Raw genomic sequence first — 23,866 nt, 5'->3', positions numbered from 1 at the left:
CGGTCAGCTGGCGCGGTCCGGCTGGAAGTAGCGCCGGTAGTCATAAATGTCGGAGCCCTCGGCATCGGCCTCGGCGAGCGCCAACAGGTCGGCATGCAGCGGCGAGAGATGGCAGGCGGGATCAGTGGCAGCGGCATCGCCGGCAATCGCCATGGCCTGGCAGCGGCAGCCGCCCCAGTCGATTTCCTTGCGCTCGCAGCTCTTGCACAGGTCGGGCATCCAGTCGGTGCCGCGGAAGGCATTGAACGCCGGCGAATTCAGCCAGACATCGGTCAGCGAATGCTCGCGCACATTCCAGAAATCGAGGCTCGGAATGGTCTCGGCCGCATGGCAGGGCAGCACCTTGCCGGAGGGCGTGACGTTGAGCGACTGGCGCCCCCATCCATTCATGCACGGCTTGGGGTACTTGGCGTAATAGTCCGGCACCACGGCGTCGATGGTCAGGACGCCCTTCAGCCGCACCCGCGCCTCTTCCACCACGTCAAGCGCCCAGAACACCTGATCGCGGGTCGGCATCAGCGCCCCGCGGTTGCGCAGCGCCCAGCCATAATACTGCGAATGGGCGATTTCGATGCGTCGTGCGTCGAGCGCCAGCGCCAGCTCGATGAAATCCGGGATCTGGTGGATATTGGCGCGATGCACCACCGAATTGACGGTGAGCGGCAGGCCGAGCCTCCGCACCTCGCGCGCCACCGCGAGCTTGCGCTCATGCGCCCCACGGAAATTCGAGACCTTGTCGGTCATCTCAGCCGTGGCGCCCTGGAAGGAGAGCTGGACATGGTCGATTCCGGCATCGGAAATCGACTGCAGGCGCTCCGGGGTGACCCCCACGCCGGCGGTGATCAGGTTGGTGTAGAGCCCCACCTCAACGCAGTGGCGGATCATCTGCTCCAGATCACGGCGCGCTGTGGGCTCGCCGCCGGAAAGGTGGACCTGCAAAACGCCGAGCTTGGCGGCCTCGGAAAATACGCGCAGCCACGTCTCGGTGTCGAGCTCGACATTGCGCCGGTCGAGTTCGACCGGGTTGGAGCAGTAGGGGCATTGCAGCGGACAGCGATGCGTCAGCTCCGCCAGCATGCCATAGGGAATGGGAGGCGCCGGACGAACCGGCACCTCCACGCGTCCGCGGGGTTCTTCGATCAGGCTCATGACGCGGCATCCCCGATCACTGGCGACGTCACCTCGATGAGGCCCTTTTCGGCGAGGCCGGCAAGGAAAGCATCGACATCGGTCGCCACCGTTGCACGTTCGACAGTGAAGGCGGTCGCCAGCTCATCGACGATCGTGTCGATGGAACGGGCGCCGTCCACCTTCTTCAGGATCTCTACCGCCACCGGGTCGGGGTTGAGCACGCGCTCAGGCGCCAACAGCACCCACTGGCCGCGCGCCTCGTCGTGACGCAGCCTTACGCCACGCGCGAGCTTGGGAACGCCAGTTGCGGCAAGAGTCGCTGTCATCACCCCTCCTTCGGGACGAACGCACCCGGATAGGCCATTTTCGGATCGACATAGGCGAAGTACAGCGCGTCGAGCTGCACCCAGAGCACGTCGCACTTGAATTCCAGCGCGCGGATCGCCTGCTCCTGCTGCTCCGGCGTTCGGGCGTGCTGCTTGACATAGTCGAGCGCGAAATCGGCGTCACGCGGTGCCTGGGTCAAGCGCTTGTCGAAATAGGCCAGCGTGTCCTTGGAGACGAAATCATAGTTCTTCAGCATGCCGGCCACACGCTCGCCGATGATGCCAGGCGAAAACATCTCCGTGAGCGAAGAGGCGATAGCCTCAAGAAGGGTCTTCTCGCGCACGAAATGCACATAGGCATCCACTGCGAACTTCGTCGCCGGCAGCAGGCCGCGCAGCGAGGTGACGGTGTGACGGTCGAGACCGAGGCTGTCAGTCAGCACCAGCCAACGGGCGATGCCGCCCTCCCCCTCATGGTCGCCATCGTGATCGACGATGCGCTGGCGCCAGACGCGGCGCAGCTCCGGCTCCTCCATGCGGGCGAGGATAGCGGAATCCTTCACCGGGATCATCGCCTGATAATAATAGCGGTTCAGCGCCCACGCCTGAACCTGCCCAAAGGTTAGCTGGCCATTATGCAGCAGCTTATGAAAGGGATGCAGGCTGTGATAGCGGCGCGTGCCGACATCTCGCAGGCGCGCTTCCAGTTCTTCGGGCGACAAAAGCGTGGTCATAGGGCAATCTCCATCCCGTCTTGAGCGATTTCCCATCCGGCTTTATTCGCCGTTATCCGCTCTTCCGAGCCATCAACGAGCACCGGATTGGTGTTGTTGATGTGAACATAGATTTTTCGGTCGACATTGACGTTTCTCAAGGCCTCGATTGAACCGTGCTCGCCGGACATCGACATATGCCCCATGCGCGCGCCAGTCTTGGTGCCGACCCCGGCGCGGATCATCTCGTCGTCACGCCAGAGCGTGCCGTCGAACAGCACGGCATCGGCGCCTTCAAGGCGTGCCCGCAGCGAATCGGTCATGGCCGCGCAACCGGGGATATAAAGGACGCGCCGCTCGCCGGCCGTGAGCTCGACGCCGATGGTCTGCTCGCCCTCCCTGTCGGTGGTGAGCGAACCTTGTTCAGCCTGCTCACGCGCTTCGAGATAGAGGGCGATCTTGCCGGGCACCGGGAAGATGGTGGCCCGTATCCCGGCGACCAGATCGAAGGATGAGCCCAGCTCCACCGGGCGCCGTTCAACCACGTTCGGCGCCAGCACATCGAAGGCGCTGCTGCCGGCAAGGACCCCATGCACGCCGGGCGTCGCCATGAGCGTGAAGGGCTGCGCTTCGCGAAGGCTCAGCAAGCCCGCCACATGGTCGATATCGGCATTGGTAAGCAGCACGGATGTGAGAGGCGAATGCCGCAGACCCTCGCGCGGATGCAGCGCGGGTGTCGCTTGCAGCTGCGACAGGATTTCGGGCGCACAATTGATAAGAGCCCAATCCGTGCCATTGGCGCTGACGGCAATCGACGCCTGGGTGCGCCGCTTCACACGGGGATCATTCGCCCAAGCAAGCGAACAAACCACACAGCGGCAGTTCCACTGAGGGAAACCACCGCCCGCGGCTGACCCAAGGATCACGAGTTTGAAGCGGGACGGGGACGTTTCCATCGGTGGGCCGATTTTACGCCATCCCGTCCCTTAGTAGGCTCAGAAGTCAGCCGGATAGTAGGCGTTGACTTCCATGCCGACGCAGACTTCAACAATGCGGGGAGCAGTCCAGGCCATATCTTCCTCCTCGATTATTCAATCTCAAACTACTTCATAAGAAGTTCATAAGAGATTGAGTTGCTTTGCGGATATTACACCGCATCAGTAATGTGAGGATCGTTTCGCCATCCGTCAAGAAGACCCTGTCATCTTTCGTTCTGGCGCACATAATACCACTCCATTTCCGGTGCTTTCTCTCTCGTAAGCCGTTCAGGTCTCCTCGGCTTCGAGCATAAAGCCACGCCCGCGCACCGTCATGATCAGGTGCGCACCCTCGGGAAGCGCCTCGGCGAGCTTGTGCCGGAGGTAGCCGACATAGACATCGACGACATTGAGTGAGGCGCCGCCATGTCCCGCCCAGAGTGCGGCGAAAATGTCGGCCCGCGACAGCGGCTCGCCGGGATGACGCATCAGCAGCGCGAGAAGTTCCACCTCGCGCTCGGTCAGCCGCACCCGCGTGCCCCCGAGTTGCGCCTGCCGGGTGTCGAGGTCGAGCGACAGCGCGCCAACCTCCAGCCGGCGCGGCTCGGTGCCGGCATTGCTGCGACGCAGGGCCTGGACCTTCACGCGGGCCAGCAACTCCTCAAAGGCAAAAGGCTTGACGATATAGTCATCCGCGCCGGCCAGCAGTCCCTCGGTGCGCTCGTTCACGCTGGAGCGGGCGGAGAGCATGAGGATGGGCGCGGTCTGCCCGCCGGCCCGGAGCGCCTTGCACACCTCGATGCCGGAACGGCCCGGCAGCATCACGTCGAGGATGATCGCTCCCCAGGCCTTGCCATTCACCACCCGCAGCGCCGCCTCGCCGTCCCCGACCAGTTCGACATCATAGCTTTCCGAGGAAAAGCCGCGCCTCAGCAGTGAGCCGATATCGGGATCGTCCTCCACGACCAGAATGTTCATTGGGCGGCCTCCAGTGTGATGTCTGGCACGGGGAGCGGCAGGCGCACCACGACGCAGGTGCCGCGCCGCTGCCCGTCCTCTCCCGTGCTGCTTTCAAGAGCGATGCGTCCACCATGGCGGTCGACGATCCACTTCGCCAAGGCGAGACCTATGCCGAATCCCGTGCCTTCGCGCGTGCCGGCTGACCCGCGCCAGAACCGCTCGAACACGTGAGGCAGCTCGTCCGGCGGAATGCCAGTACCATGATCACGCACCTCGATCACCACTTCGTCACCCTCGCGCCGCGCCGCCAGTCGCACGCTCTCGCCCGGCGGCGAATGGCGCACCGCATTGGCGACGAGACCGTCGAAGGTCTGGCGCAACCATTCGCGATCGGCGTCGACGGCGAGACCCTCGGCGCCCCCGTCCGCCTCCAGCACCAGCCCGCCAGCCCGCGCCACCGGAGCCATGCCTTCGCACACCTCGGCCAGCAGATCCGACACCAGGAACAGCGAGCGGTCGAGCTCGATCTGGCCACTCTCCGAGCGCGCGATGCGCAGCAGGTCCTCCACCCGGCGGTGCAGGCGGCGGGCGCGTGACTGGATCACCAGCAGCGCGGCGCGCAGGTCTTCCTCGCGCGGGCGCTGCGGGCGCAGCGTGATCTCGACCTCGCCGAGGATGACGGTGAGCGGCGTGCGCAGTTCGTGGCTGACATCGGTGAAGAAGCGCCGACGCGCCATGTCGACATTTTCCAGCCGCGTATTGGCGGCGCGCAGTTCCGCCGTGCGGGCATCGACAATTTCCTGCAGCTGCTTCTGCGCGGCCACCAGGCGCGCCTCGCGCCGGGCCAGATGTACGGCCATGCGGTTGAAGCGCGCCATGGCGAGGCTCAGTTCGTCATGCCCGGTGACGTTGACGCGGGTGTCGGAACGCCCGCGCGCGATCGCCGCCGCAGCCGCCGACACATCAGCGACCCGGTTTACCAGAGAGCGGCCGAGAAGGTTGTAGAGCGCCACCGCCAGAAGGCCGGTAAGAGCCAGGCCGATCAGCCCCCAGCGGAGCGTGCGGTCACGCAGCATCTGCACCTCGCCCTGGGTGGCGTGGGCGGTCGTGCGCTCCTCCTCCATTGCCTGGGTGAGCGGGCTGCCGAACCCGGCGGCGAAGACGTCGAGAACCACGCGCACGCCGGTGGCTGCGTCCGGACTGGCCAGCGCATTCTCCACCTGTCGGTCCAGCACCTCGAACTGAGCCTTCAGCCGGGCAACGGTGCGGCTGCGCGCCGCCATCAGGGTGCGCTGCTCCTCATCCTGGAAGCGCCTGACATCCTCGGCGAGCGCGGCTTCGAATCGGGCGAACGAATCGCGCGTGCCGCGGCGGGCCGTCTCCAGCGCCTCATGGGTGCGGGTGCTCGGCTGCTGCGCCGTCTGCAGCGCCATCAGCGCGTAATCGCCGATGCGCCCGGAAATCGCCGAGAGCAACTCCAGCCGGTTCTGCGCAGAGACCAGTCGGTCAAGCTGGTTGCTGGCCGCGCCAAGCGCGAACACGAGCACCAGCGTCGACGCGGCTGTGACCAGCACGGCAACGGACAAGAGCAGCGCCATGCGCGCCCTGAGCGACGAGAACAAGCCACGCCCCATGCTGTCTCACCGAATGGCGCCATCCCAAACATGATGGCGCACCGATGATTTCACGGACGCTGCGCGCACGCACGCTGCGGTGCAACAGGACTCCAGGCGAACGGGCCGGCGCTCAGATCTCGCGACCGGCGGAACCGGGCGCCGCGCATCGCCATTTGAGCACCTTCCACTTGGGATGGGTCTCACGCCACTCGGCGATGACGGGCATGGCGCCGACCAGGCACTGCACGGGCGCCGGCGGCCTCTCCAACCCTACGGACACAGCCTCCTCGCGGCAGGTGCCGGGGCTGGCAATGAGGCAAATCGACAGAATGAGCTCCACTACAAACTCCTCGTGGCGTGAGTTCGATACCGCCCCAGCGCCTTCCCTATGGCTGGTCCCGATCTCTTACGCCGCACGCGGCAGTTGGATCATCTTGTCATGCCGCATCGCAGCAACTTTTGTTCCCGCCAAGCTTCCGAGGCCTTCGCCCGAGATACCTTTGGCCTGGGCAAGCGCCTCGACTTCGCGCGGCATGGAGTATGCCGCATTTTTGGTCGTGCCGCCATAATCCGCAACCTTAGGACCATTAGCGTCCCGCGACAAGAAACCATGGGGCAAGCGAATAAGCGAGCGTCACACGGATGAAGAATCCCTTGCAGATAAAGGCGAAGCGGGCCTAGTCTCTCGCCGTAACGTGTCTGGTCGCGCTATCGGGCCAACCGGTTTGGTGTTCCAAACGCTGCAACAAAGATAGCCGGGACATCGGGGGACAATTCCCGTCCCTTGTCATGCAACCCCGTTCTGGGAGGAATAGATGGCCAAGATCAACAAGGTGCTCATCGGCGAGTCGCTGGTGGGTGACGGCAACGAGGTCGCCCATATCGACCTCATCATTGGACCGCGCGGCTCCGCGGCCGAAAGCGCCTTCCTGAATGCGCTGACCAACAACAAGGACGGCTTCACCTCGCTGCTCGCGGTCGTGACCCCGAACCTGCTCGCCAAGCCGAACACCATCCTGTTCAACAAGGTGACGATCAAGGACGCCCGTCAGGCCGTCCAGATGTTCGGCCCGGCCCAGTATGCGGTGGCCAAGGCCGTCGTCGACAGCGTCGCCGAAGGCGTGATCCCGGAAGACGAAGCCGACGACCTGTTCATCTCGGTCGGCGTGTTCATCCACTGGGAAGCGGCGGACGACGCCAAGATCCAGCAGTTCAACTACGAAGCCACCAAGGAAGCGCTCAAGCGCGCCGTGGATGGCGAGCCGAAGGTGAAGGACGTTCTGGCTCAGGCCGCTTCGGCCAAGCACCCCTTCGCCGCTTAGATCGGAAGCAACCCTGGGCAGACAACAGCTCCGCCCGCGGCCCAGTATCCGAAGGGCCTGCTCCAGCGGTTGGCGGCGATATTCCTGAACAAGTGAGCGGCAGCCGCCGCCACTTGCGCAACGGAGGCGGCGGGTTCCGCCCTCTCACGCCGACACAGCACATCTGGCCCGGGGCATCACTGCTCCGGGCCTTTTTCTTTGGTGCATGTTCTTTGATGCGTGAGCTCTTCGGGTGCGTCTCGGGTGGATTGAGCCGGCGCCTCTGCACTGCGCACCGGCGTCCCGCGCGCGGTCAGCCCTGCGCCTGAGCGCCGAGCGCTCGCCGCACCTCGTCGATGCGCGCCGAGCTCGCCCGCTCCGCCGACGTCAGCGCGAGGGGAAGATCCCGGACGATACGCACCGGTGCACCTTCCAGCACCACGATGCGGTTCGCCAGTTCCACCGCCTCACGCCGGTCATGGGTGACGAAGAGCACCGTCGCCGGGCGCCCGGCCAGCAGCCGCCGCAGCAGGTCGCGCAGCCGCGCCGCCCCGGCCTCGTCCAGCGACACGAAGGGCTCGTCCATCAGCAGCACGTCCGGCTCGATGGCGAAGGCGCGCGCCAGCGCCACGCGCCGCTGCTGACCCAGCGACAGGCGCTCGGGATAGGCATCGGCGAGATCGGCGAGCCCAACTTCGCCCAGCATCGCCCGCGCCCGTCGCCGCCCCTCCTCCCCTGGGGGGAGCGGCAATGCCACATTCTCCAAAACGGTGCGCCACGGCAGGAGGCGGGGATTCTGGAAAGCATAGCCAAGGCGCGGCGACACCGTGCCGAACCGGACCGACCCACGGTAGTCGCGATCGAGCCCGGCGACGATGTTGAGCAGCGTGGTCTTGCCGAGGCCGGACTCGCCGAGCAGAGCGACGAACTCGCCAGCGCCGACATCGAGGCGAAAGCCGCGAAAAACCTCCCGGCCCGGCCCGCCCGCCGTCGCCCGGAAGCGCTTTTCCGCAATGTCGATGGCAACCGCACTCATCGCCGCCACCGATTGGCACGGCGTTCCCAAGGCTGGAGCAGGCCGATCTCGATCAGCTGCACCACCGCCGTAAAGGCGAGCGCATAGGCGAGAATGCCAGCGACATCGAACAGTTGAAACGCCGTCTGCAGCTCGAAGCCGACACCGTTCGAGCGGCCGAGCAACTCCACCACCAGCACGATCTTCCAGGTCAGCGCCAGGCCGGAGCGGGCGCTGGCGGCGAAGAAGGGTACGAGTTGCGGCAGGGTGACGTGGCATAGCGCACGCAACCGCGGCAGGCGGTAGACCTGCGCCATCTCGTCGAGATCGCGCGACAGCGCCGCCGCGCCCTCGCGCATCGTCACCGCGACATTGGGGATCTTGTTGATCGCCACCGCCGTGATCGCCGCCACCTCGGTGAGGCCGAACCAGACATAGCAGAGGATGATGACCACCAGCGCCGGCAGGTTCAGCAGCACGACAACCCAGGGCCCGAACAATTCGTTGAGCGCCACCGAGCGACCCAGCAGAATGCCGATCGCCGAGCCAAGCGTCATGGCGATCAGAAAGCTTGCCGCCACCCGCGCCAGAGTAATGGCGATGCTCTCGGGCAGCACGCCGGTCCGCGTGGCGCGGACCATGGCCTCGAACACCTCAGGCGGACCGGGAAGCAGGCGCGAATCGGCCCATAACGCCGCGATCTGCCAGAATAGAAGCAGCGCCAGCAGCGAGGTGGCGGTCAGCAGAAGTCGTTTTGGCGTCGACACGGTCTCACTCGCCGACAGGGCCGAACAGCGTCCGGTCGAAACGGGGGGTCGGCCCGACCAGTTCCGGCCCGCCGATCTGCGCCAGCACCTCGTAGAGCTTGGCGCAGGAGGCGCGCTCCGCCTCGCCGAAGCTGCCGGGGATGCCGGCGCGGTAATAGTCGCGTAGCCGGACAAACTCGGCGTCGTCGGCCGCCTGCATCAGCGGGCGGATCCGCTCCCACGCCGCGTCATTGCTCGCCAACACACGATTGGCGGCCGCGGCGGCGCGCAGGAAGGCGGCGATGGCCGCGCCCTTCTCCGCCAGGACCGCATTTCGCCAGACGAAGCCGACCAGCGGCGGCACCGGTGCGATGCCGAGCCCGGCAATCATCTCGCCGACATCGACCAACCGGGCAAAGCCACGCGCGTCCAGGCGCGCGGCCGACGGCCAGAAGGTGAGCACCGCGTCGACCCGCCCGAGCGCCAGTTGCTCGCTCACCAGCGGCGGCGCGCCGTAGACCGGCTCGGCCGCGCGCGCGAGATCCATGCCGCTTTTCGCCATCCCATAGGCGCGCAGCAGCAGCCAGCTCTTGTCGAGCGCCCCGCCGGCGACGCCGACCCGGCGGCCACGCAGATCGTTGAGCGTCTTCACCGGCCCGTCCGCCGCCACCATCACCGCGCCGAGCGCATTGGAGAAGGGGGCGAAGCGCATCGGCTCGCCGTCACTGGTGCGGCGCAGGGCCCAGAGCCAGTCACTGACGATGAGATCGACATCCCCGGCCTGCAGCGCCACGGTAGTTGCCTGCCCGCTGGCGAAGTCGACGCCTTCCAGCGCCAATCCCTCGCGCCGGTCGAGCCCCTCGGCGCGGATGGTCTCAACCAGCCAGTTGAGCGTACCGAATTTGAGCGCACCCACGCGCAGTCCGAGCGGCGAGGCCTCCTGCGCGCGGGCAAGGAGCGGCGCGGCAAGGAGGCCGGCAGCCGCAGCGAGCAGGCCACGGCGGGACGGCGCGGCGCGGCTACCGACAAAGATCATGGTGCGGCTTTCCCGGTGAGCGGCGGATCAAGCAGGCGGTTGCGTATCAGATAGGAGACGCCGCGCAGCCAGGATTCGTCCGTGTTGTTGCGGATATCGGCGCTGCCGGCCCGCAGGACTTGGCCGGTGGCGACATCGCGCAGCTGGAAGTTGATGTTGAGGATCAGGTTCGAGACCTTCTGCACCAGCCCGATCACCTCGATCTCGGCACCGAGTGCGCGAGCAATCTTGAGCTCGCAGCTATTGCAGTTGCGGAACGGCGTCGCCTCCTCGATCTGCGCGGCCTGCGGGGACAGTTCGACCAGATCGTAGCCGGCGCCCTGCAAGCGCTTTCGCATCTCGTCGGTGATGAGGTTGAGCCGGCGCACCTCGTCCGGCTTGGGACCGCGAGGGTCGAATTCGCCGCTGGTGTCGAGAAGCTCGAACTGAAACACGACCACCCGTGTCGCCGCATGGGCGGCGGGGCTGAAGCTGAGAACGGCTGCCAGCAAAGCCATGGTCGTAAGTCCGATGGCAAGGGCGCGGCGCGCGCGGACTGGAACTCTCATTCGGCTTTCCTCTCCCGCGGCGATTTCTTCCCGGGCGGGTTGATCATATCGCCAAGAAGTCCTCCTGTAACCTACCGGGAAAAAGTTCCCGACTGTAATATTTCCGCTATGCTATCGCTAACAGGAACGTTACGTTCTCTTATTAGTTTCTTATACTCGCAATTTTATTGAATGCTTGTTTTTGTTTGCGTAGAGTTTTCCCCAAGGCTCACGAGAAAAGTTCCGAGGACAATGTCCCGGACCAAGCAAGCCGCGGGATGGAAAGGCTGATGACCAGGATGGCAAGCGCCGTCGGCGCGACGCTTTTTGCGATGATGTGCGCGTCTGTACCCGCCGGTGCGCAGGATGGCGCGCCCCCCACATCCCCGGCGGCGCCGCTGGCGGCCAAGCCGGCGACAGCCATCGGACCGGAGCAGACCTTCCTCATCGGCGTGGTGCGCCAGATTCCGGAGCCGCCGCCCTGGATCGCCCCGCTGCAGATGCCGCCCGACAACCTCGGCATCGCCGGCGCCGAGCTCGGCATTCGCGACAATCTCACCAGTGGCCGCTTCCTCAAGCTCGACTACAAGCTGTCGAGCGAGATCGTGCCAACCGATGGCGACCCGCTCCCGGCCGTCGAAAAGCTCATCGAGGCGGGCAATCGCTTCATCCTGCTCGACGTGCCGCCGGGCGCGCTGCTGAAGATCGCCGACACCTACAAGGACCGCGACATCGTCTTCATCAATGTCGGCGCACCCGATGACCGGCTGCGCCAGCAGGATTGTCGCGCCAATGTGTTCCACATCGCGCCCAGCCGCTCGATGCTGACCGACGCGCTCGCCCAGTTCCTTGTCACCAAACGCTGGCAGAACTGGTTCCTGATGGTCGGGCGCACTGACAATGACAAGCTCTATGCCGAGGCGGCACGGCGCTCGGCCAAGAAGTTCGGGGCCAAGATCGTCGCCGAAAAGACCTGGGACTATGGGCCGGACGCGCGCGCCACCGCCCAGTCCGAAGTGCCCCGCGGCACCCAGGTGGGCGAGTACGACATGCTGATCGTCGCCGACGAGCTCGGCGAATTCGGCGACATCCTGCCCTACAACACCTGGCTCCCCCGTCCGATCGCCGGCACGCAGGGGCTGATGGCCCTTTCCTGGCACCCGACGATGGAGAACTGGGGCGCTTCGCAGCTGCAGAGCCGTTTCTTCAAGCAATCCAAGCGGATGATGCAGCCGCTGGACTTCCAGATGTGGCAGGGCGCCTTTGCCATCGGCTCGGCCAGCCTGAAGACGCGCAACAGCGACCCGGGCAAGGTGAAGGCGCAGATGCTTTCGGCCGACTACGACCTGCCGGTGTTCAAGGGCGTCGCCGCCACCTTCCGCCCGTGGGACCAGCAGCTGCGCCAGCCGATCCTGCTGACCCATGCCACCAACACGGTCACGCTCTCGCCGCAGGCCGGCTTCCTGCACCAGAGTTCGCCGCTCGACACGCTCGGCTTCGATCGTCCTGAGTCGCTCTGCAAGCTCAAATAAAACCAAACGATTGCCTGGAGGAAACGATGAAACGACAGATCCTGCTGTCCACGAGCATGGCCACCCTTGCGGGGCTCATGCTGGTCGATGCGCTGCCCGCCGCCGCCAGTCCGCGCGCCTTCATCACGAATGAGCGCGACCACACGATGAGCGTCGTCGACATGGAGACGCTGAAGGTCATCGACACCATCAAGACCGGCCGGCGCCCGCGCGGCATCATCGCCAGCCCGGATGGCAAGCTGATCTATGTCTGCGCCTCCGACGACAACCGCGTCGAGGTCTATGACGCCGCCACGCTGAAGCTGGTGAAGACCCTGCGCTCGGGCCCGGACCCGGAGCTGTTCGTGCTCCATCCCTCGGGGAACCCGCTCTACATCGCCAACGAAGACGACAACATGGTCACGGTGGTGAATGTCGAGAACAACGAGCTGATCGCCGAAATCCCGGTCGGGGTCGAGCCGGAAGGCATGGGCATCAGCCCCGACGGCAAATACATGGTCAACACCTCCGAGACGACCAACATGGCGCATGTGGTCGACACCGCGAACAATGAGATCATCGAGAACATCCTCGTCGATTCACGCCCGCGCATTGCCGAGTTCTCCAAGGACGGCAAGCAGCTCTGGGTGTCGGCGGAGGTCGGCGGCACGGTGGCGGTGATCGATCCGTCCAACTGGCAGATCATCAAGAAGATCGCCTTCAAGATCCCGGGCGTGGCCGACGACGCCATCCAGCCGGTCGGCGTACGCATCACCAAGGACGGCTCCAAGGCCTTCGTCGCCCTCGGCCCGGCCAACCGCGTGGCCGTCGTCGACGCAAAGACGTTCGAAGTCGAGGATTACCTGCTGGTCGGCCAGCGCGTCTGGCAGCTGGGCTTCACGCCGGACGAGAAGTTCCTGCTCTCGACCAACGGCAACTCCAATGACATCTCGGTCATTGATGTCGCCAACCAGAAGGTCACGAAGTCCCTCACCGTCGGTCGCGCGCCCTGGGGCGTGGTCGTGGTGCCGTGACCGCAAAAGATCAATCAATCAGCCAATTCGGAGGAACCACCATGAAGACCCGCCTGATCCTTGCCGCCACTGCTGCGACCCTCGCCTTCACCGGCCTCGCCTATGCCAAGGGCGACCTGACCCTGAAGCCGGTCGAACTGGAGGAACTGACCGTCGGCACCGGCAATTCCGGCTTCGGCGTCTCGCAGACCAAGTATGAACTGGAGACCGGCAAGTCCTATTCGCTGATGATCAAGTCGACCGGCAAGAAGGAATGCGCCTGGCAGTCACCAGGCCTGTTCCAGAGCATCTTCCTGCGCAAGGTCGAGGCTGGCGGGATGGAGATCAAGGCCATCCACCTCACCGAGCTTGAGTTCGAGGAAGAGGGCGAGGCCGAAATGTTCTTCGTGCCGATCAAGCCCGGCACCTTCGCCTGGTACTGCAAGGGTATGGAAGAGCGCGGCATGAAGGGCGAGTTCATCGTCAAGTAGCGCTGCTGGCGCCGATTTTCCTGCTATCCTCGTGAACACTGTCCCCGGCTACCCGCCGGGGACTTTTCTTCTCTCGACACGGGAGATGCCATGACGGCCCGGACTGGCGACCTCTCTCCTCCGACCGTGCCAGAGGCCGGCGTGGCGGCCCTTGATGTGCGCGGCGTGACCCATGCCTTTGGCGCCCGCAAGGCGCTGGATGATGTCAGCCTCGACGTTCCCGCCGGCAGCTTCACCGCGCTTCTCGGCCCGAACGGCGCCGGCAAGACCACGCTGTTCTCGCTGATCACCCGCCTTTACGACAACCGCAGCGGCGCCATCCATGTGCTGGGCTTCGACGTCCGCCGTCAGCCGGCCGCGGCGCTGAGCCGCCTGGGCGTGGTGTTCCAGGCCCGGACGCTGGACCTCGAACTCTCCGTGCTCGACAATCTGCTCTACCATGCGACGCTGCACGGCGTCGGCTTTCGCGCCGGACGCCGGCGAGCGATGGAGCTGCTCGCACAGGATGGGCTCGCCGACCGCGCCCGCGACCGGGTGCGCAACCTTTCCGGCGGCCAGATGCGCCGGGTGGAGATCGTGCGCGCGCTTATGCACCGCCCTCGCCTCCTGCTGCTCGACGAACCCACGGTTGGGCTCGACATCGCCTCCCGCGCGGCGCTGGTGGCCCAGGTGCGGGGCCTGGTGGCGAGCGAGGGCATCGGCGTGCTGTGGGCAACCCATATCATCGAGGAAATCGCCCCCGGCGACCGGGTGGTGGTGCTGCATCGCGGACGGGTCCGCGCCAATGGCACCTATGAGGGCATGCTGGCGCAGACCGGCGGCGAGGACCTCTCCGCGGCCTTCCTGCGCCTTGTCGACGACACCGGGGAAGCGGCGGCATGAGCGAACACTCCCCGCGCCCGGCCCGTTTCCGCCTGCCGCTTGCGGGCTTCCTCATCGTCCTGACCGGCATCTGCTGGCGCGAGGGGCTGCGCTTCCTAAACCAGCGTGGTCGCTTCCTGTCGGCGCTGGTGCGCCCACTGGTGTGGCTGTTCATCTTCGCCGCCGGCTTTCGCTCGGTGCTGGGCGTCTCGATCATCCCGCCCTACGAGACCTACGTGCTCTACGAGGTCTATGTGACGCCCGGCCTGGTGGCGATGATCCAGCTGTTCAACGGGCTGCAGTCCTCGCTCTCCATGGTCTATGACCGCGAGGTCGGGGCGATGCGCATCCTGCTGGTGAGCCCCTATCCGCGCTGGTACCTGCTGGTGTGCAAGCTGATCGCCGGCATTTGCGTCTCCCTGCTGCAGGTCTACGCCTTTCTCGCCGTCGCCTGGTTCTGGGAGGTGGAGCTGCCGCGCATCGGCTATTTCACCGTCATCCCGGCGCTACTACTCACCGGGCTGATGCTTGGCGCCATGGGGCTGCTGATGTCCTCGCTGTTCCGGCAGATGGAGAACTTCGCCAGCGTGATGAACTTCGTGATCTTTCCGATGTTCTTCGCCTCTTCCGCGCTTTACCCTCTCTGGCGGGTGCAGGAGAGCAGCCTGACGCTGTGGTGGATATGCACCCTCAATCCGTTCACCTATGCCGTGGAACTGATCCGCTTCGCCCTCTACGGCCAGTTCGCCCCCTTGCCGGCACTGGTGGTGGCGGGCTGCGCATCGGTGTTCCTCGCGGCCTCGATACTGGCCTATGATCCTTCCGCTGGCGTGATGGCTCGCCGTGGCGGGCCAGAGACTGCCAAATGAGCCCGCAGAGCCGGCCAAGCCGAAACGGAAGCCACAGAGTTTCCGGACAAAATCTCGAGGAAAGCCCATGCCCACATTCCGATCTTCCCTGCGCTGCCTTTACCTCACCGTTCCCGTGCTTCTGTTCGCCGGCGTCGCGCCCAGCTTTGCGGCGACGGCGCCGACGGGAGGGCTCTGGCCATGCATCCAGCGCAAAGTGCCCGAACTGGCCGCCGGACAGATGTGGTCCGGGCCGCCGATCGACAATCTGAAATGGCAGGACGACCGGCATGTCGCCGAGCTGGTGCCGGTGCTGGCAGCCCAGCGCACGCCGATCGACGAAGCCACCAAGCAGATCGACGCCTTCGCCAGCACGCTCGGTGCCGATCGCAAGGAACGGCTCACCCTGCTGTTCGCGGGCGTGTTCGATCAGATCAATGCGCGCCGCAGCCGGATCATGAACGGTATTGAGCGCTACGCGCAGCACCAGATCGAGCTTTCCAAGCGGATCAAGGAAGAGAGCCTGGCTGTCGCCAAGGCCAAGAAGGCCGCAGGTGCCGAACTGGACAATGCCAAAGCGCTGGAGCTGGAGAAGCAACTGCTCTGGGACACCCGCATCTACGACGCCCGCCAGCAGTCGATGACAGCCGTGTGCGAAAGCCCGGTTCTGCTGGAACAACGCATCTTCGCTCTCGCGCGGGCCATTCAGGAAAAGATGCCGTGACCTACGGCGTCCCGGCCCTTGGCGGCCGGGGCGCCCTCTCCTTGGCAGGACGACCTGCGGCCGGAGATGGAATGACCAGGTGGGAATCGAGCGCGGATCGCGGCGCTCAGGGGGCGGGCTGCCCCTGCTCCAGCGGCAGCCCGCTCCGGGCCCAGCCATCGCTGCCGGCCGGGTACCAGGCGATATTGGAATAGCCATATTCCTCGATCGCGCGCTTGGCCGCGTTCCAGCTCATCCAGCAATCGGTCTGGCAATAGATGACCAGCGGTGCGGCGCGATTGCTCCCGGCCAGCGCCTGCAAATGGGCGCGAAAATAGGCGTCGGTCGCGGCGGTCAGGGCACCATAGCCGACATTGGGCAACCAGACGCTGCCCGGCAGATGGTCGCGCCGCTTGTCGCGCCAGAGCGTGCCGGGGGGAAGGTTGGGCGGCTTCACGTCGCGCGGCATCACGTCGACGAAGATCGCGGCCTTGGTCCGCCAGAGCCGCTCGGCCTCGGCGGTGTCGATCACCCGAGCGCCCTTCAGCGTCGCTGGCGTCGGGGCCCGGTAGACGTCCATGCGGTAGCCCGCCGGCTCGGGCACGATCTCCTCGCCCCGACCGGCGGCCGGGGCAAAGGCGTAGAGAACGGCGGCCAGCCCGGCGATACCCAACCAGGCCAGGCGCCGCAGCGAGTGATCGGTCCGATACTCCTTCACCGCCGCCTCCTGCGGGCTCAGGGCGCCGCTTCGATCGGGCGGTTCTGACCATCGAGCAGCGGCACGCCATAGTCGAGCAGGATGCGGTTGATCGCCCCTTGCTCTTCCTTGATGAAGGCGTTGAGCTGATGCTTCCAGTTCAGTTCGCCTGGGCGAATTCCGAACGTGATCCGGTAGACCAACGCCGGGTCGCCCTTTTCTTTGACCAAGGGCACGACCGAGAGCGGGATCTCCGACTTCTTGGCGTAGTAGCCGCCAATGGGGCCCCACAGGATGCCAGCATCGATCTCACCTGAATCGATATCGGCAATCATCGCCTCGGCGGGGCTCTCGAATCGGCGGTCAACTACCAGCGCATAGGGGCGCGCCATCGGCATGAGGCCATTGCGGGTGAGCAGGTCGCCGGGCGGCGTGCCGGCGATGACGCCGATCCGACGCCCCTTCAGGCGGGGGTCCTCAAGCGTGTCGATGCCGGCGAGGTCGCCGTCTTTCTTGGCGATCAATACCCAGGCCGAGCGATAATAGGCGTTTGTGTTCAACACCGGGTCGCCGCCCGCCACATAGCCCATCACTACGTCGCAGCGCTTGGCCCCCAACGTCATGCGGTAGAAGCCAGTGGCCTGCGGGAACCAGGTGTAGTCCAGCGCCAGGCCGAGCTTCGACGCCATGAGTTCGGCGATCTTGTTCTCGAAGCCCTGTCCCTCCTCATCGGTGAAGGGCATGTTGGCGGGATCGGCGCAGACGCGCAGCGTCGAGCGGTCAACCAGATCCGCGACCTGGGCAGAGGCCGACGAGGAAAGGGCGGCGAGGGCGACGAGCGTCACGAACGCCGCCACGGCCCTCCCCTTCATGCGCGCCGAGCGAAGGCTGTGTGCCGGCTGCGCCACGATTGCCATGGCGTCAGCTCGGTCGTCCGAAGCACTGGTTCTCATTTGCCGTGTACGCCTTGGTCTTGTCCTCGCGCTTGCTGGGACGCTCGCGGCCGAGGGCACCATCGGCACGGGCCTTGAGATAGATGTAGATGTCGTCGAGATAGCACATGACGTTCTTGTTCTCGCCGAAGGCCGGCATCACCTGGTCGGCCGTACCGACGCCGATATTCTGCTTGCCGTTGACGACAATCTCCATGAACTCGGGATAGGTCATCGTCTTCAGCGAGTTGGCGAGCGCCGGGGCGTAGCTGGAGCCCATGCCGTCGGGACCGTGGCAGACATGGCACTCGGCGTGGTAGCGGCGATAGCCGGAGTAGGTGTACCAGTCGAGCGTGCCATCGGGCTGGATGTTGTAGATCGGGTCGCCATCCGCCGTGGTGTATTTGCCGAGTTCGTCCTTTTCCTTCTCGACGGGCGCAGGAGCATTTGCCGGAGCGGCCTCCGGCTGCTGGGCATGGACCGGAGCGGAGAAGGACAGGGCGGCGGCCAGGATCAGCGCCGACGCGCCGGCAGATGCCGGCAGCATGCCGGAAACAGACCATCCGCGAACGGAATTCTTCATGAAGCAGTCTCCTCAAGGCGCCGCAGGGGGCCGTTTCGGGCATATCGGCGGGCGCCCAAGGGCGCCGCTTCGCGGCTTTGGATTTCTTCTAAGAGTCTTATAAAGTCTCAGGCCCCGAGACGTCGGGGCCCGGCTCACCGGATGAACCGGCGGCCAGGCCCCTTCTTCGTCTCGGAAAGGACGGGCGTTCCGTGGAAGCCCGCCGTCCCCTGGCTCAGTTCGGCAGCGCGAACACGGTGAGCTGGCCGCCGAGATTGGTGTAGTTGGACAGGGCGGCATAACCACCCACCGCACCGAGACCGGCGTTCGGGTCGGTCAGGCCGGCCGCAAGGCCGATGCCCGCCCAGCCACCGACACCCGACAGGATGGCGATGTACTGCTTGCCCTTGTGCTCATAGGTGGTGACGTTGCCGATGATGCCCGACGGGGTCTTGAACTTGTAGAGTTCCTTGCCCGTCTTGGCGTCAACCGCCTTCAGATAGCCTTCGAGGGTACCGTAGAACACGACGTCGCCGGCGGTGGCGAGAGCACCCGACCACACCGAGAAGGGCTCGGGAAGCGACCAGACGATCTTGCCCTTGGTGTTGTCCCAGGCGATGAAGTTACCCATGCCGCCATGGCTGCCCGGCGCGGGATACATCGACAGGGTGGCGCCGACATAGGGCTGACCCGCCGTGTAGCTGACGCGGAACGGCTCGTAGTCCATGCAGACGTGGTTGGTGGGCACGTAGAACAGGTTGGTCTTGGGCGAGAAGGCCGCCGGCTGCTGATCCTTGGTACCGAGCGCCGCCGGGCAGATCCCCTTGGTGTTCACATCCTCGCCCTGCTGGGCGGTCGAGTACTTGGACACGACCATCGGACGACCATAGGTCGGGCTGTTCTTGTCCATGTCGACCTTGGTGGCCCAGTTGACCACCGGATCGAACTTCTCGGCGACGAGCAGTTCGCCCGTCACGCGATCCAGCGTATAGCCGAAACCGTTACGGTCGAAATGGGTCAGCAGCTTGCGCGGCTTTCCGTCGTACTGCTGATCCGTCAGGATCATCTCGTTGACGCCGTCGAAGTCCCACTCGTCATGGGGGGTCATCTGGTAGACCCACTTGGCCATGCCGGTGTCGGCATCACGCGCCCAGATGGTCATCGACCACTTGTTGTCGCCGGGGCGCTGAGCCGGGTTCCAGGTCGAGGGGTTGCCCGAGCCGTAATAGACGAGGTTGGTCTCGGGGTCGTAGGAATACCAGCCCCAGGTGCAACCGCCGCCGATCTTCCACTGATCCCCTTCCCAGCTCTTCAGCGAGGAATCCTTGCCGATCGGCTTGCCGAGTGCCGTGGTCTTCTCGGGATCAACGATCATCTCATCGTCGGGACCCATCGAATAGCCGCGCCAGATCTGCTTGCCGGTCTTGGTGTCATAGGCGGTAACGTGGCAGCGCACGCCGAACTCGCCGCCCGAAATGCCGACGATGACCTTGTCCTTCACCGGCAGGACGGTGGCGGTGTTGGTTTCGCCCTTCTTCGGGTCGCCATTGACGACCGACCACTTCTTCTCGCCGGTCTTGGCGTCGAGCGCGACCAGGGTGGTATCAGCCTGGTGCAGGTAGACCATGCCGTTGGAATAGGCGAGACCGCGATTGACCGTGTCGCAGCACATCACCGGAATGACGTTCGGGTCCTGCTTGGGCTCGTATTTCCAGATGATGCGCCCGTCATCATTGAGGTCGAGGGCGTAGACGATATTGGGGAAGGGCGTGTGGACGTACATGACGTCGCCGATGATGAGCGGACCGCCCTCATGGCCACGAAGAACGCCCGTCGAGAAGGTCCAGGCCACCTGGATCTTGCCGACATTGCCGGCATTGATCTGGTCGAGCTTGGAATAGCGGGTATTGGCGTAGTCGCCCGTCTGGATACCCCATTGCTTGGGGTCCTTGATGATGCTTACCAGCCCATCATTGGCCGTTGCGGGCCAAGCATAGACCGCCGCAGCACCCAGCAGTGCTGTCGCAAGAAACTTGCGCATGCTTATTCTCCTCGTGAACGATCCTCCGGGACCGACCGAATGCACGGACGACCCGCCGCGGCTTGTTTGCCGTCTGACCTTTTTGTCTTCGACAGCGTGTCACGACCGGCTGGAGGGAGAAACAGCCGGATCTCACGGGGGCGTCCCGCCCCAAGCTGGCCTGCGAACCGGACCCGGGAACTTCTTCCCGATTGCCGTTGAAGCCGAAGACGAGATTACGCTAATCCGAATCCCTCGGACTGGCAATAAGAACTCTTATGAGAAAGAGCTCTTATTATGATTTTGCTGCAAGAGCGAACAAATATACATTATACCAGCAGCAACCACGGAATTCCGGGCAGTTTTACCTCTGCGCCAATGCTGCACTGCAGCAAGTTACTCCCATTCCAGCTCGTGATAGGCAGCAATGGCATTCCGGGAGTTGAACTCGTCGAAAAGCGCCCAGTCGCCGCGCTCGGACACAACTGCGTGTGCGGGCGCTTCGCTCATCGGCGCACCCTCCTCGATCAACTGGCGCATATCGCGCCGCAACGCCGCGAGATAACGCCGCTCGGCGTCGCTCGCCTGCGGCCAGACGACGCTGGCCGGGCCATGGCCCGGCACCGCACGCCTGGCAGGCGATTGCGCCAACAGGTCAAGAAGAGTCAGCCAACCCTCAAGGCTGCCGTCGAGCGTCGGGATGTGGCCGACAAAGAGCAGGTCGCCCATCACCCAAGTGCCGCTGGCCACGTCGAACACGGTGAGGTCGTTGTCGGTGTGCGCGGTCGGGTGGGCCCGCAGTTCCAGCGGCCGCCCGCCGAGATCGAGGGTCAGGCGGTCTTCCACCAACAGGTCCGGCAACACGATCCGGGTCCCCTCCGCCTGCGCCCCGAGCAGTCGCTCGGCCTGGGCGAGATAGGTCTCGGCCCGGAGAGAGAGGGCGCGCGGCATCTTGTGGTGGGCGACAAAGCGTACCCCCTCCCCGGCGAAGGCCGCGTTGCCCAGCGTGTGGTCGGGGTGCATGTGGGTATTGATGACATAACGCAGGGGACGGTCGGTGACCGCGCGCACCGCTGACAGAAAGCGCGCACCGGCGCGATAGCTGTTGCCGGTGTCGATGACGGCCGCCGCCTCGTCGCCGACGATCAGCGTCATATTGGCGATCGCCCCGTCATTGGACGGAGCGATCAACTCGTAGGGCGCACGGAAGACATGCACCCCTTCGGCGATCTGCTCCAGCGGCAACGCGCCGCCGGGCCCGCGCGCCTCCGGGAGGCTCTCGGCGCGAACGGAAGCAGCCCGCCCGCCCCCGGCCGCAAGCGCGACACAGAGAGCGAGCAGGCCGCGTCGATGCACGCGCGGCAGGACCGGCATCGGAGCATCCTGCATCAGCGGCCTCCCCAAGGGAGGCGGGATGGCTATTTCTTGGTGCCGTCGAGGTTGAACTGGGCGAGATACGCCTCAAGATTCGCGCGGTCGGTTTCCTTCGGCAGGCCGGCGAACACCATCTTCACGCCGGGCATGTAGCCCTTCGGATTCTCAAGATAAGCGCTGAGGACTTCCGCCGTCCACACGTCGCCCTTGGCGTTGTGCTCCTTCAGCGTGTCCGAGTAGTTGAAGCCTTCGACAGAACCCATCTTGCGGCCGACAATGCCGTTCAGCTCGGGGCCGACCTTGTTCTTGGCATTCTCGCCGATGGCATGGCAGGCCATGCACTTCTTGAAGACATTGGCGCCCTTGTCGGGATCGCCCTCCGGGCTCTGGGCCAGCGCGGCAGTGGTACCGAGCACGAGCAGGGCGGCTGTGGTGACGAAGCGATTCATGGCGTCCTTCCAGGCGATGGTCATTATCCGGCGCCCTTATGCGAGGCGCTTGCGGGTGAGGCGCGGATGTTAGCGCTACCTTTAGAATGATCCTAGGGGGCGAAAGGTCCAGCCCACCCGCCATGAAACGTCCGGCGCATTTCGTCGCGGGAGCCCCAACGGAAACCGCACCGCAACCCCGCCTTACCGGCAGAGAACAGCCGCACGGCGGCACCATAGAACCTATAGCTGCGCACTCTTCGTGCGATCCGGCTGCTCCAGCCACTCGCAGTGCACCATCTGCCAGACCGACCAGCGTTCAAACTCGGCAAGGAAGGCCGCGTCGATGGCACCGAGGTGCCCCCCCGGCGCAATCCTGAACCAGCCTCTTGCCTCCGCTTCCGCGAAAAGGCTGCCGATATGGGCAGTTGACACCTGAAAGCGGTCGGCCAGGTCCCGCCGCCGCAGCGGTCCCGGCGTCGCGGCACCTTCAACCGTTTGCGCATAGTGATTGGCGATCACGGCCGTCAGCAGCGGGTAGCCGCAATCGCGCTGGGCGAAGAACAGTACGCCGGGGAAAGGATGCAGCAGCGTGCCATTGGCGAGGACAAAGGCCGCCGAGCGCGCGATCAGCTCCCCCAGCGAATCGGCATCCTCCAGCCGGGCGTCGCGGGCCCGGCGCGACGGATCCGACGGCGGGTCGAGCCGGTCCAACGCCTCGACGAACAGCCGCAGGGATCGGCCGATCTCGGCGATGACCACCGGCGAGGGGCGCAGGAGAATGGCACGCCGGTCTGCAGGATCGGCCTCCACCTCGACCAATCGCCCGGCCCGGAGCGCCGCAACGAAGCCAGCGGTCTGCCGGGGACTGGCCCCCGCCACCTTTTGCAGCGCGGAGAGCGTCGGTGGCGGCCCGCCCCCAAGGCGCCAGTGATAGTAATTGTGGATCAGCATGAAGCAGACGAGATAACGCCCCAGCTGGTCGAACAGCTTGTAATAGGGCCAGCGCACGGCCGGGCCGGCGGCCATTCCGTAGCAATATCCGGAGATGGCCGGGCGCAGGCCGGGATGACGCAGCAATTGGTCGACGCGCGCGCCAAAACCCTCCGGCAGGCCGGCCGCCGCCCGGCCGGTCGGCCCGCGTGATCCCTGCTCCAGCGCGCTTCTGGACACCTGGCATACCTGCAAAGTTTGGGCTGGTTTGCCCGCTGCGCCCAGAAATACTTGGAACACGTCGCGCACGGAGGTACCAAGGCAAGGGGGGCACCTCCGTTGGCGGCCGCGCGCCGGATTTTTTTTTCATCCACGATACGCCCCCGGGAGAAACACCCATGTGCAACGATCACACTTTCGCCATGTCGCGTCGCAAGGCGCTCACCGCAGGCCTTGGCCTCGCCTCGGCCGCTTTTCTCGGTGGCGTGGCGCTACCCGTCGGCGCTTGGGCGCAAGAAGCAGCACCCAACGCCATCAGCCCCGACGAGGCGCTGAAGCGGCTGATGGACGGAAATGGGCGCTACACCTCGAACACCATGAACAACAAGGATTTCTCGGCTGGTCGCGCCGCCCGCGCCATGGCCCAGTATCCTTTCGCCGGCCTGGTGAGCTGCGCTGATTCGCGCGTCGCCCCGGAACTCGCCTTCGACCAGGGGCCGGGCGAACTGTTCGTCGTTCGCGTCGCCGGCAATTTCGTCAATGTCGACGGTCTCGCCAGCCTCGAATATGGCGTGAAGTTCCTCGGCGTGCCGCTCATCATGGTGCTTGGCCACACCAATTGCGGCGCCGTCGACGCTACGATCAAGGTCGTGAAGGAGAATATCAGCCTGCCTGGACATCTCGACGATCTGATCGACAGCATCAAGCCGGCGGTCGAGATCGCGCTGAAGGACAACCCGCAGGATCCGCTGAACGCGGCGATCATCGAGAATGTGCGCTACAACGTCCGCGAACTGTCGAAGGCGACCCCGATCATTACCGAGTTCGTCTCCAATGGTAAGCTGAAGGTCGTCGGCGGCCTTTACGACCTTGCCACCGGCAAGGTCAGCCTCATCTGATGGCTGAGCGGCCCGGCGCGACCGGGC

The 23,866-nt window shown here is 65.1% G+C and carries 27 protein-coding genes; 8 read left to right on the top strand and 19 right to left on the bottom strand.

The window, feature by feature from the left end:
• Nucleotides 1-3: 3 nt before the first annotated feature.
• The 8 genes from pqqE to BLO63_RS16540 all read right to left on the bottom strand — a co-directional run bounded on the left by pqqE (nt 4) and on the right by BLO63_RS16540 (nt 6,063).
• Nucleotides 4-1,149, bottom strand: coding sequence for a pyrroloquinoline quinone biosynthesis protein PqqE (gene pqqE, locus BLO63_RS16575; protein ID WP_091442801.1), 1,146 nt, complete (start codon nt 1,147-1,149; stop codon nt 4-6).
• Nucleotides 1,146-1,457 (bottom strand): pyrroloquinoline quinone biosynthesis peptide chaperone PqqD, encoded by a 312-nt coding sequence (gene pqqD, locus BLO63_RS16570; protein WP_091442798.1) that lies wholly within the window; start codon nt 1,455-1,457, stop codon nt 1,146-1,148. Before pqqD ends, pqqE begins: the two co-directional genes overlap by 4 nt.
• Nucleotides 1,457-2,191, bottom strand: coding sequence for a pyrroloquinoline-quinone synthase PqqC (gene pqqC / locus BLO63_RS16565; protein WP_091442796.1), 735 nt, complete (start codon nt 2,189-2,191; stop codon nt 1,457-1,459). Before pqqC ends, pqqD begins: the two co-directional genes overlap by 1 nt.
• Nucleotides 2,188-3,126, bottom strand: a complete 939-nt coding sequence (pqqB, locus tag BLO63_RS16560; RefSeq protein ID WP_091442793.1) for a pyrroloquinoline quinone biosynthesis protein PqqB — start codon at nt 3,124-3,126, stop codon at nt 2,188-2,190. Before pqqB ends, pqqC begins: the two co-directional genes overlap by 4 nt.
• 39 nt (nt 3,127-3,165) lie before the next feature.
• Nucleotides 3,166-3,243: a pyrroloquinoline quinone precursor peptide PqqA gene (gene pqqA, locus BLO63_RS16555; RefSeq protein ID WP_081620376.1), complete on the bottom strand. Its 78-nt coding sequence runs from the start codon at nt 3,241-3,243 to the stop codon at nt 3,166-3,168.
• Nucleotides 3,244-3,435: 192 nt separating this feature from the next.
• Nucleotides 3,436-4,125, bottom strand: coding sequence for a response regulator transcription factor (locus tag BLO63_RS16550; protein ID WP_091442791.1), 690 nt, complete (start codon nt 4,123-4,125; stop codon nt 3,436-3,438).
• On the bottom strand, nt 4,122-5,705 hold the full coding sequence (locus BLO63_RS16545; protein WP_244517918.1) for a sensor histidine kinase: 1,584 nt from the start codon (nt 5,703-5,705) through the stop codon (nt 4,122-4,124). The genes BLO63_RS16550 and BLO63_RS16545 overlap by 4 nt, the downstream gene beginning before the upstream one ends.
• A 148-nt stretch (nt 5,706-5,853) precedes the next feature.
• A complete protein-coding gene (locus BLO63_RS16540; protein WP_091442785.1) occupies nt 5,854-6,063 on the bottom strand; it encodes a hypothetical protein in 210 nt (69 codons plus the stop codon).
• Between the two features lie 475 nt (nt 6,064-6,538).
• On the opposite strand from BLO63_RS16540, the gene fae reads away from it, so the two are divergent.
• Nucleotides 6,539-7,045 carry a formaldehyde-activating enzyme gene (fae, locus tag BLO63_RS16535; protein ID WP_091442783.1) on the top strand — a complete coding sequence of 169 codons (507 nt, stop codon included), beginning with the start codon at nt 6,539-6,541 and terminating at the stop codon, nt 7,043-7,045.
• Nucleotides 7,046-7,337: 292 nt separating this feature from the next.
• On the opposite strand, the gene BLO63_RS16530 is transcribed toward fae, so the two are convergent.
• From BLO63_RS16530 to BLO63_RS16515, 4 genes are read right to left on the bottom strand one after another with little or no spacing between them, the layout of a single operon-like run.
• The gene (locus BLO63_RS16530; protein WP_091442781.1) at nt 7,338-8,069 is read right to left on the bottom strand and encodes an ABC transporter ATP-binding protein; all 732 of its coding nucleotides are present in this window, start codon (nt 8,067-8,069) and stop codon (nt 7,338-7,340) included.
• Entirely contained in the window at nt 8,057-8,806 is a 750-nt protein-coding gene (locus tag BLO63_RS16525; protein WP_091442779.1) for an ABC transporter permease, read from the bottom strand. Before BLO63_RS16525 ends, BLO63_RS16530 begins: the two co-directional genes overlap by 13 nt.
• A gap of 4 nt (nt 8,807-8,810) precedes the next feature.
• A complete protein-coding gene (locus tag BLO63_RS16520) occupies nt 8,811-9,821 on the bottom strand; it encodes an ABC transporter substrate-binding protein (protein ID WP_091442778.1) in 1,011 nt (336 codons plus the stop codon).
• The gene (locus BLO63_RS16515) at nt 9,818-10,369 is read right to left on the bottom strand and encodes a DUF3280 domain-containing protein (RefSeq protein ID WP_091442775.1); all 552 of its coding nucleotides are present in this window, start codon (nt 10,367-10,369) and stop codon (nt 9,818-9,820) included. The genes BLO63_RS16520 and BLO63_RS16515 overlap by 4 nt, the downstream gene beginning before the upstream one ends.
• A gap of 269 nt (nt 10,370-10,638) precedes the next feature.
• Here BLO63_RS16515 and BLO63_RS16510 point away from each other — a divergent pair, with 269 nt between their 5' ends.
• The 6 genes from BLO63_RS16510 (at nt 10,639) to BLO63_RS16485 (ending at nt 15,796) form a co-directional block, all read left to right on the top strand.
• A complete protein-coding gene (locus BLO63_RS16510) occupies nt 10,639-11,880 on the top strand; it encodes an ABC transporter substrate-binding protein (protein ID WP_091442773.1) in 1,242 nt (413 codons plus the stop codon).
• 26 nt (nt 11,881-11,906) lie between these two features.
• Complete coding sequence (locus tag BLO63_RS16505; RefSeq protein WP_091442771.1) at nt 11,907-12,893, top strand: PQQ-dependent catabolism-associated beta-propeller protein; 987 nt, start codon at nt 11,907-11,909, stop codon at nt 12,891-12,893.
• A gap of 41 nt (nt 12,894-12,934) precedes the next feature.
• Nucleotides 12,935-13,363, top strand: coding sequence for a cupredoxin domain-containing protein (locus BLO63_RS16500; protein WP_091442769.1), 429 nt, complete (start codon nt 12,935-12,937; stop codon nt 13,361-13,363).
• A 90-nt stretch (nt 13,364-13,453) separates the two neighbouring features.
• The gene (locus tag BLO63_RS16495; protein WP_091442766.1) at nt 13,454-14,245 is read left to right on the top strand and encodes an ABC transporter ATP-binding protein; all 792 of its coding nucleotides are present in this window, start codon (nt 13,454-13,456) and stop codon (nt 14,243-14,245) included.
• Complete coding sequence (locus BLO63_RS16490; RefSeq protein WP_244517916.1) at nt 14,242-15,093, top strand: ABC transporter permease; 852 nt, start codon at nt 14,242-14,244, stop codon at nt 15,091-15,093. The genes BLO63_RS16495 and BLO63_RS16490 overlap by 4 nt, the downstream gene beginning before the upstream one ends.
• 115 nt (nt 15,094-15,208) lie before the next feature.
• Entirely contained in the window at nt 15,209-15,796 is a 588-nt protein-coding gene (locus BLO63_RS16485; protein ID WP_244517915.1) for a hypothetical protein, read from the top strand.
• A gap of 106 nt (nt 15,797-15,902) precedes the next feature.
• On the opposite strand, the gene BLO63_RS16480 is transcribed toward BLO63_RS16485, so the two are convergent.
• From BLO63_RS16480 to BLO63_RS16450, 7 genes are all read right to left on the bottom strand, one after another.
• Nucleotides 15,903-16,493 (bottom strand): PQQ-dependent catabolism-associated CXXCW motif protein, encoded by a 591-nt coding sequence (locus tag BLO63_RS16480; protein WP_091442761.1) that lies wholly within the window; start codon nt 16,491-16,493, stop codon nt 15,903-15,905.
• Between the two features lie 17 nt (nt 16,494-16,510).
• Nucleotides 16,511-17,344 carry a substrate-binding domain-containing protein gene (locus BLO63_RS16475; protein WP_425284343.1) on the bottom strand — a complete coding sequence of 278 codons (834 nt, stop codon included), beginning with the start codon at nt 17,342-17,344 and terminating at the stop codon, nt 16,511-16,513.
• A 49-nt stretch (nt 17,345-17,393) separates the two neighbouring features.
• Complete coding sequence (locus tag BLO63_RS16470) at nt 17,394-17,987, bottom strand: c-type cytochrome, methanol metabolism-related (RefSeq protein ID WP_091442755.1); 594 nt, start codon at nt 17,985-17,987, stop codon at nt 17,394-17,396.
• A 214-nt stretch (nt 17,988-18,201) separates the two neighbouring features.
• Nucleotides 18,202-20,007, bottom strand: coding sequence for a lanthanide-dependent methanol dehydrogenase XoxF5 (gene xoxF5, locus BLO63_RS16465; protein ID WP_091442753.1), 1,806 nt, complete (start codon nt 20,005-20,007; stop codon nt 18,202-18,204).
• Nucleotides 20,008-20,382: 375 nt separating this feature from the next.
• Complete coding sequence (locus BLO63_RS16460) at nt 20,383-21,360, bottom strand: quinoprotein relay system zinc metallohydrolase 2 (protein WP_091443149.1); 978 nt, start codon at nt 21,358-21,360, stop codon at nt 20,383-20,385.
• A 44-nt stretch (nt 21,361-21,404) separates the two neighbouring features.
• The gene (locus BLO63_RS16455; RefSeq protein ID WP_091442751.1) at nt 21,405-21,833 is read right to left on the bottom strand and encodes a c-type cytochrome; all 429 of its coding nucleotides are present in this window, start codon (nt 21,831-21,833) and stop codon (nt 21,405-21,407) included.
• A 198-nt stretch (nt 21,834-22,031) separates the two neighbouring features.
• Nucleotides 22,032-23,030, bottom strand: coding sequence for a hypothetical protein (locus tag BLO63_RS16450; protein ID WP_244517914.1), 999 nt, complete (start codon nt 23,028-23,030; stop codon nt 22,032-22,034).
• 89 nt (nt 23,031-23,119) lie between these two features.
• Here BLO63_RS16450 and BLO63_RS16445 point away from each other — a divergent pair, with 89 nt between their 5' ends.
• Nucleotides 23,120-23,839 (top strand): carbonic anhydrase, encoded by a 720-nt coding sequence (locus BLO63_RS16445; RefSeq protein WP_091442746.1) that lies wholly within the window; start codon nt 23,120-23,122, stop codon nt 23,837-23,839.
• Nucleotides 23,840-23,866: the final 27 nt, after the last annotated feature.

This window comes from Ancylobacter rudongensis (assembly GCF_900100155.1).
In the GTDB taxonomy this organism is placed as follows: Bacteria; Pseudomonadota; Alphaproteobacteria; order Rhizobiales; family Xanthobacteraceae; genus Ancylobacter; species Ancylobacter rudongensis.
Note: the sequence above shows the minus strand (reverse complement) of the source record. Positions and strands in the feature narration are given on the sequence as shown.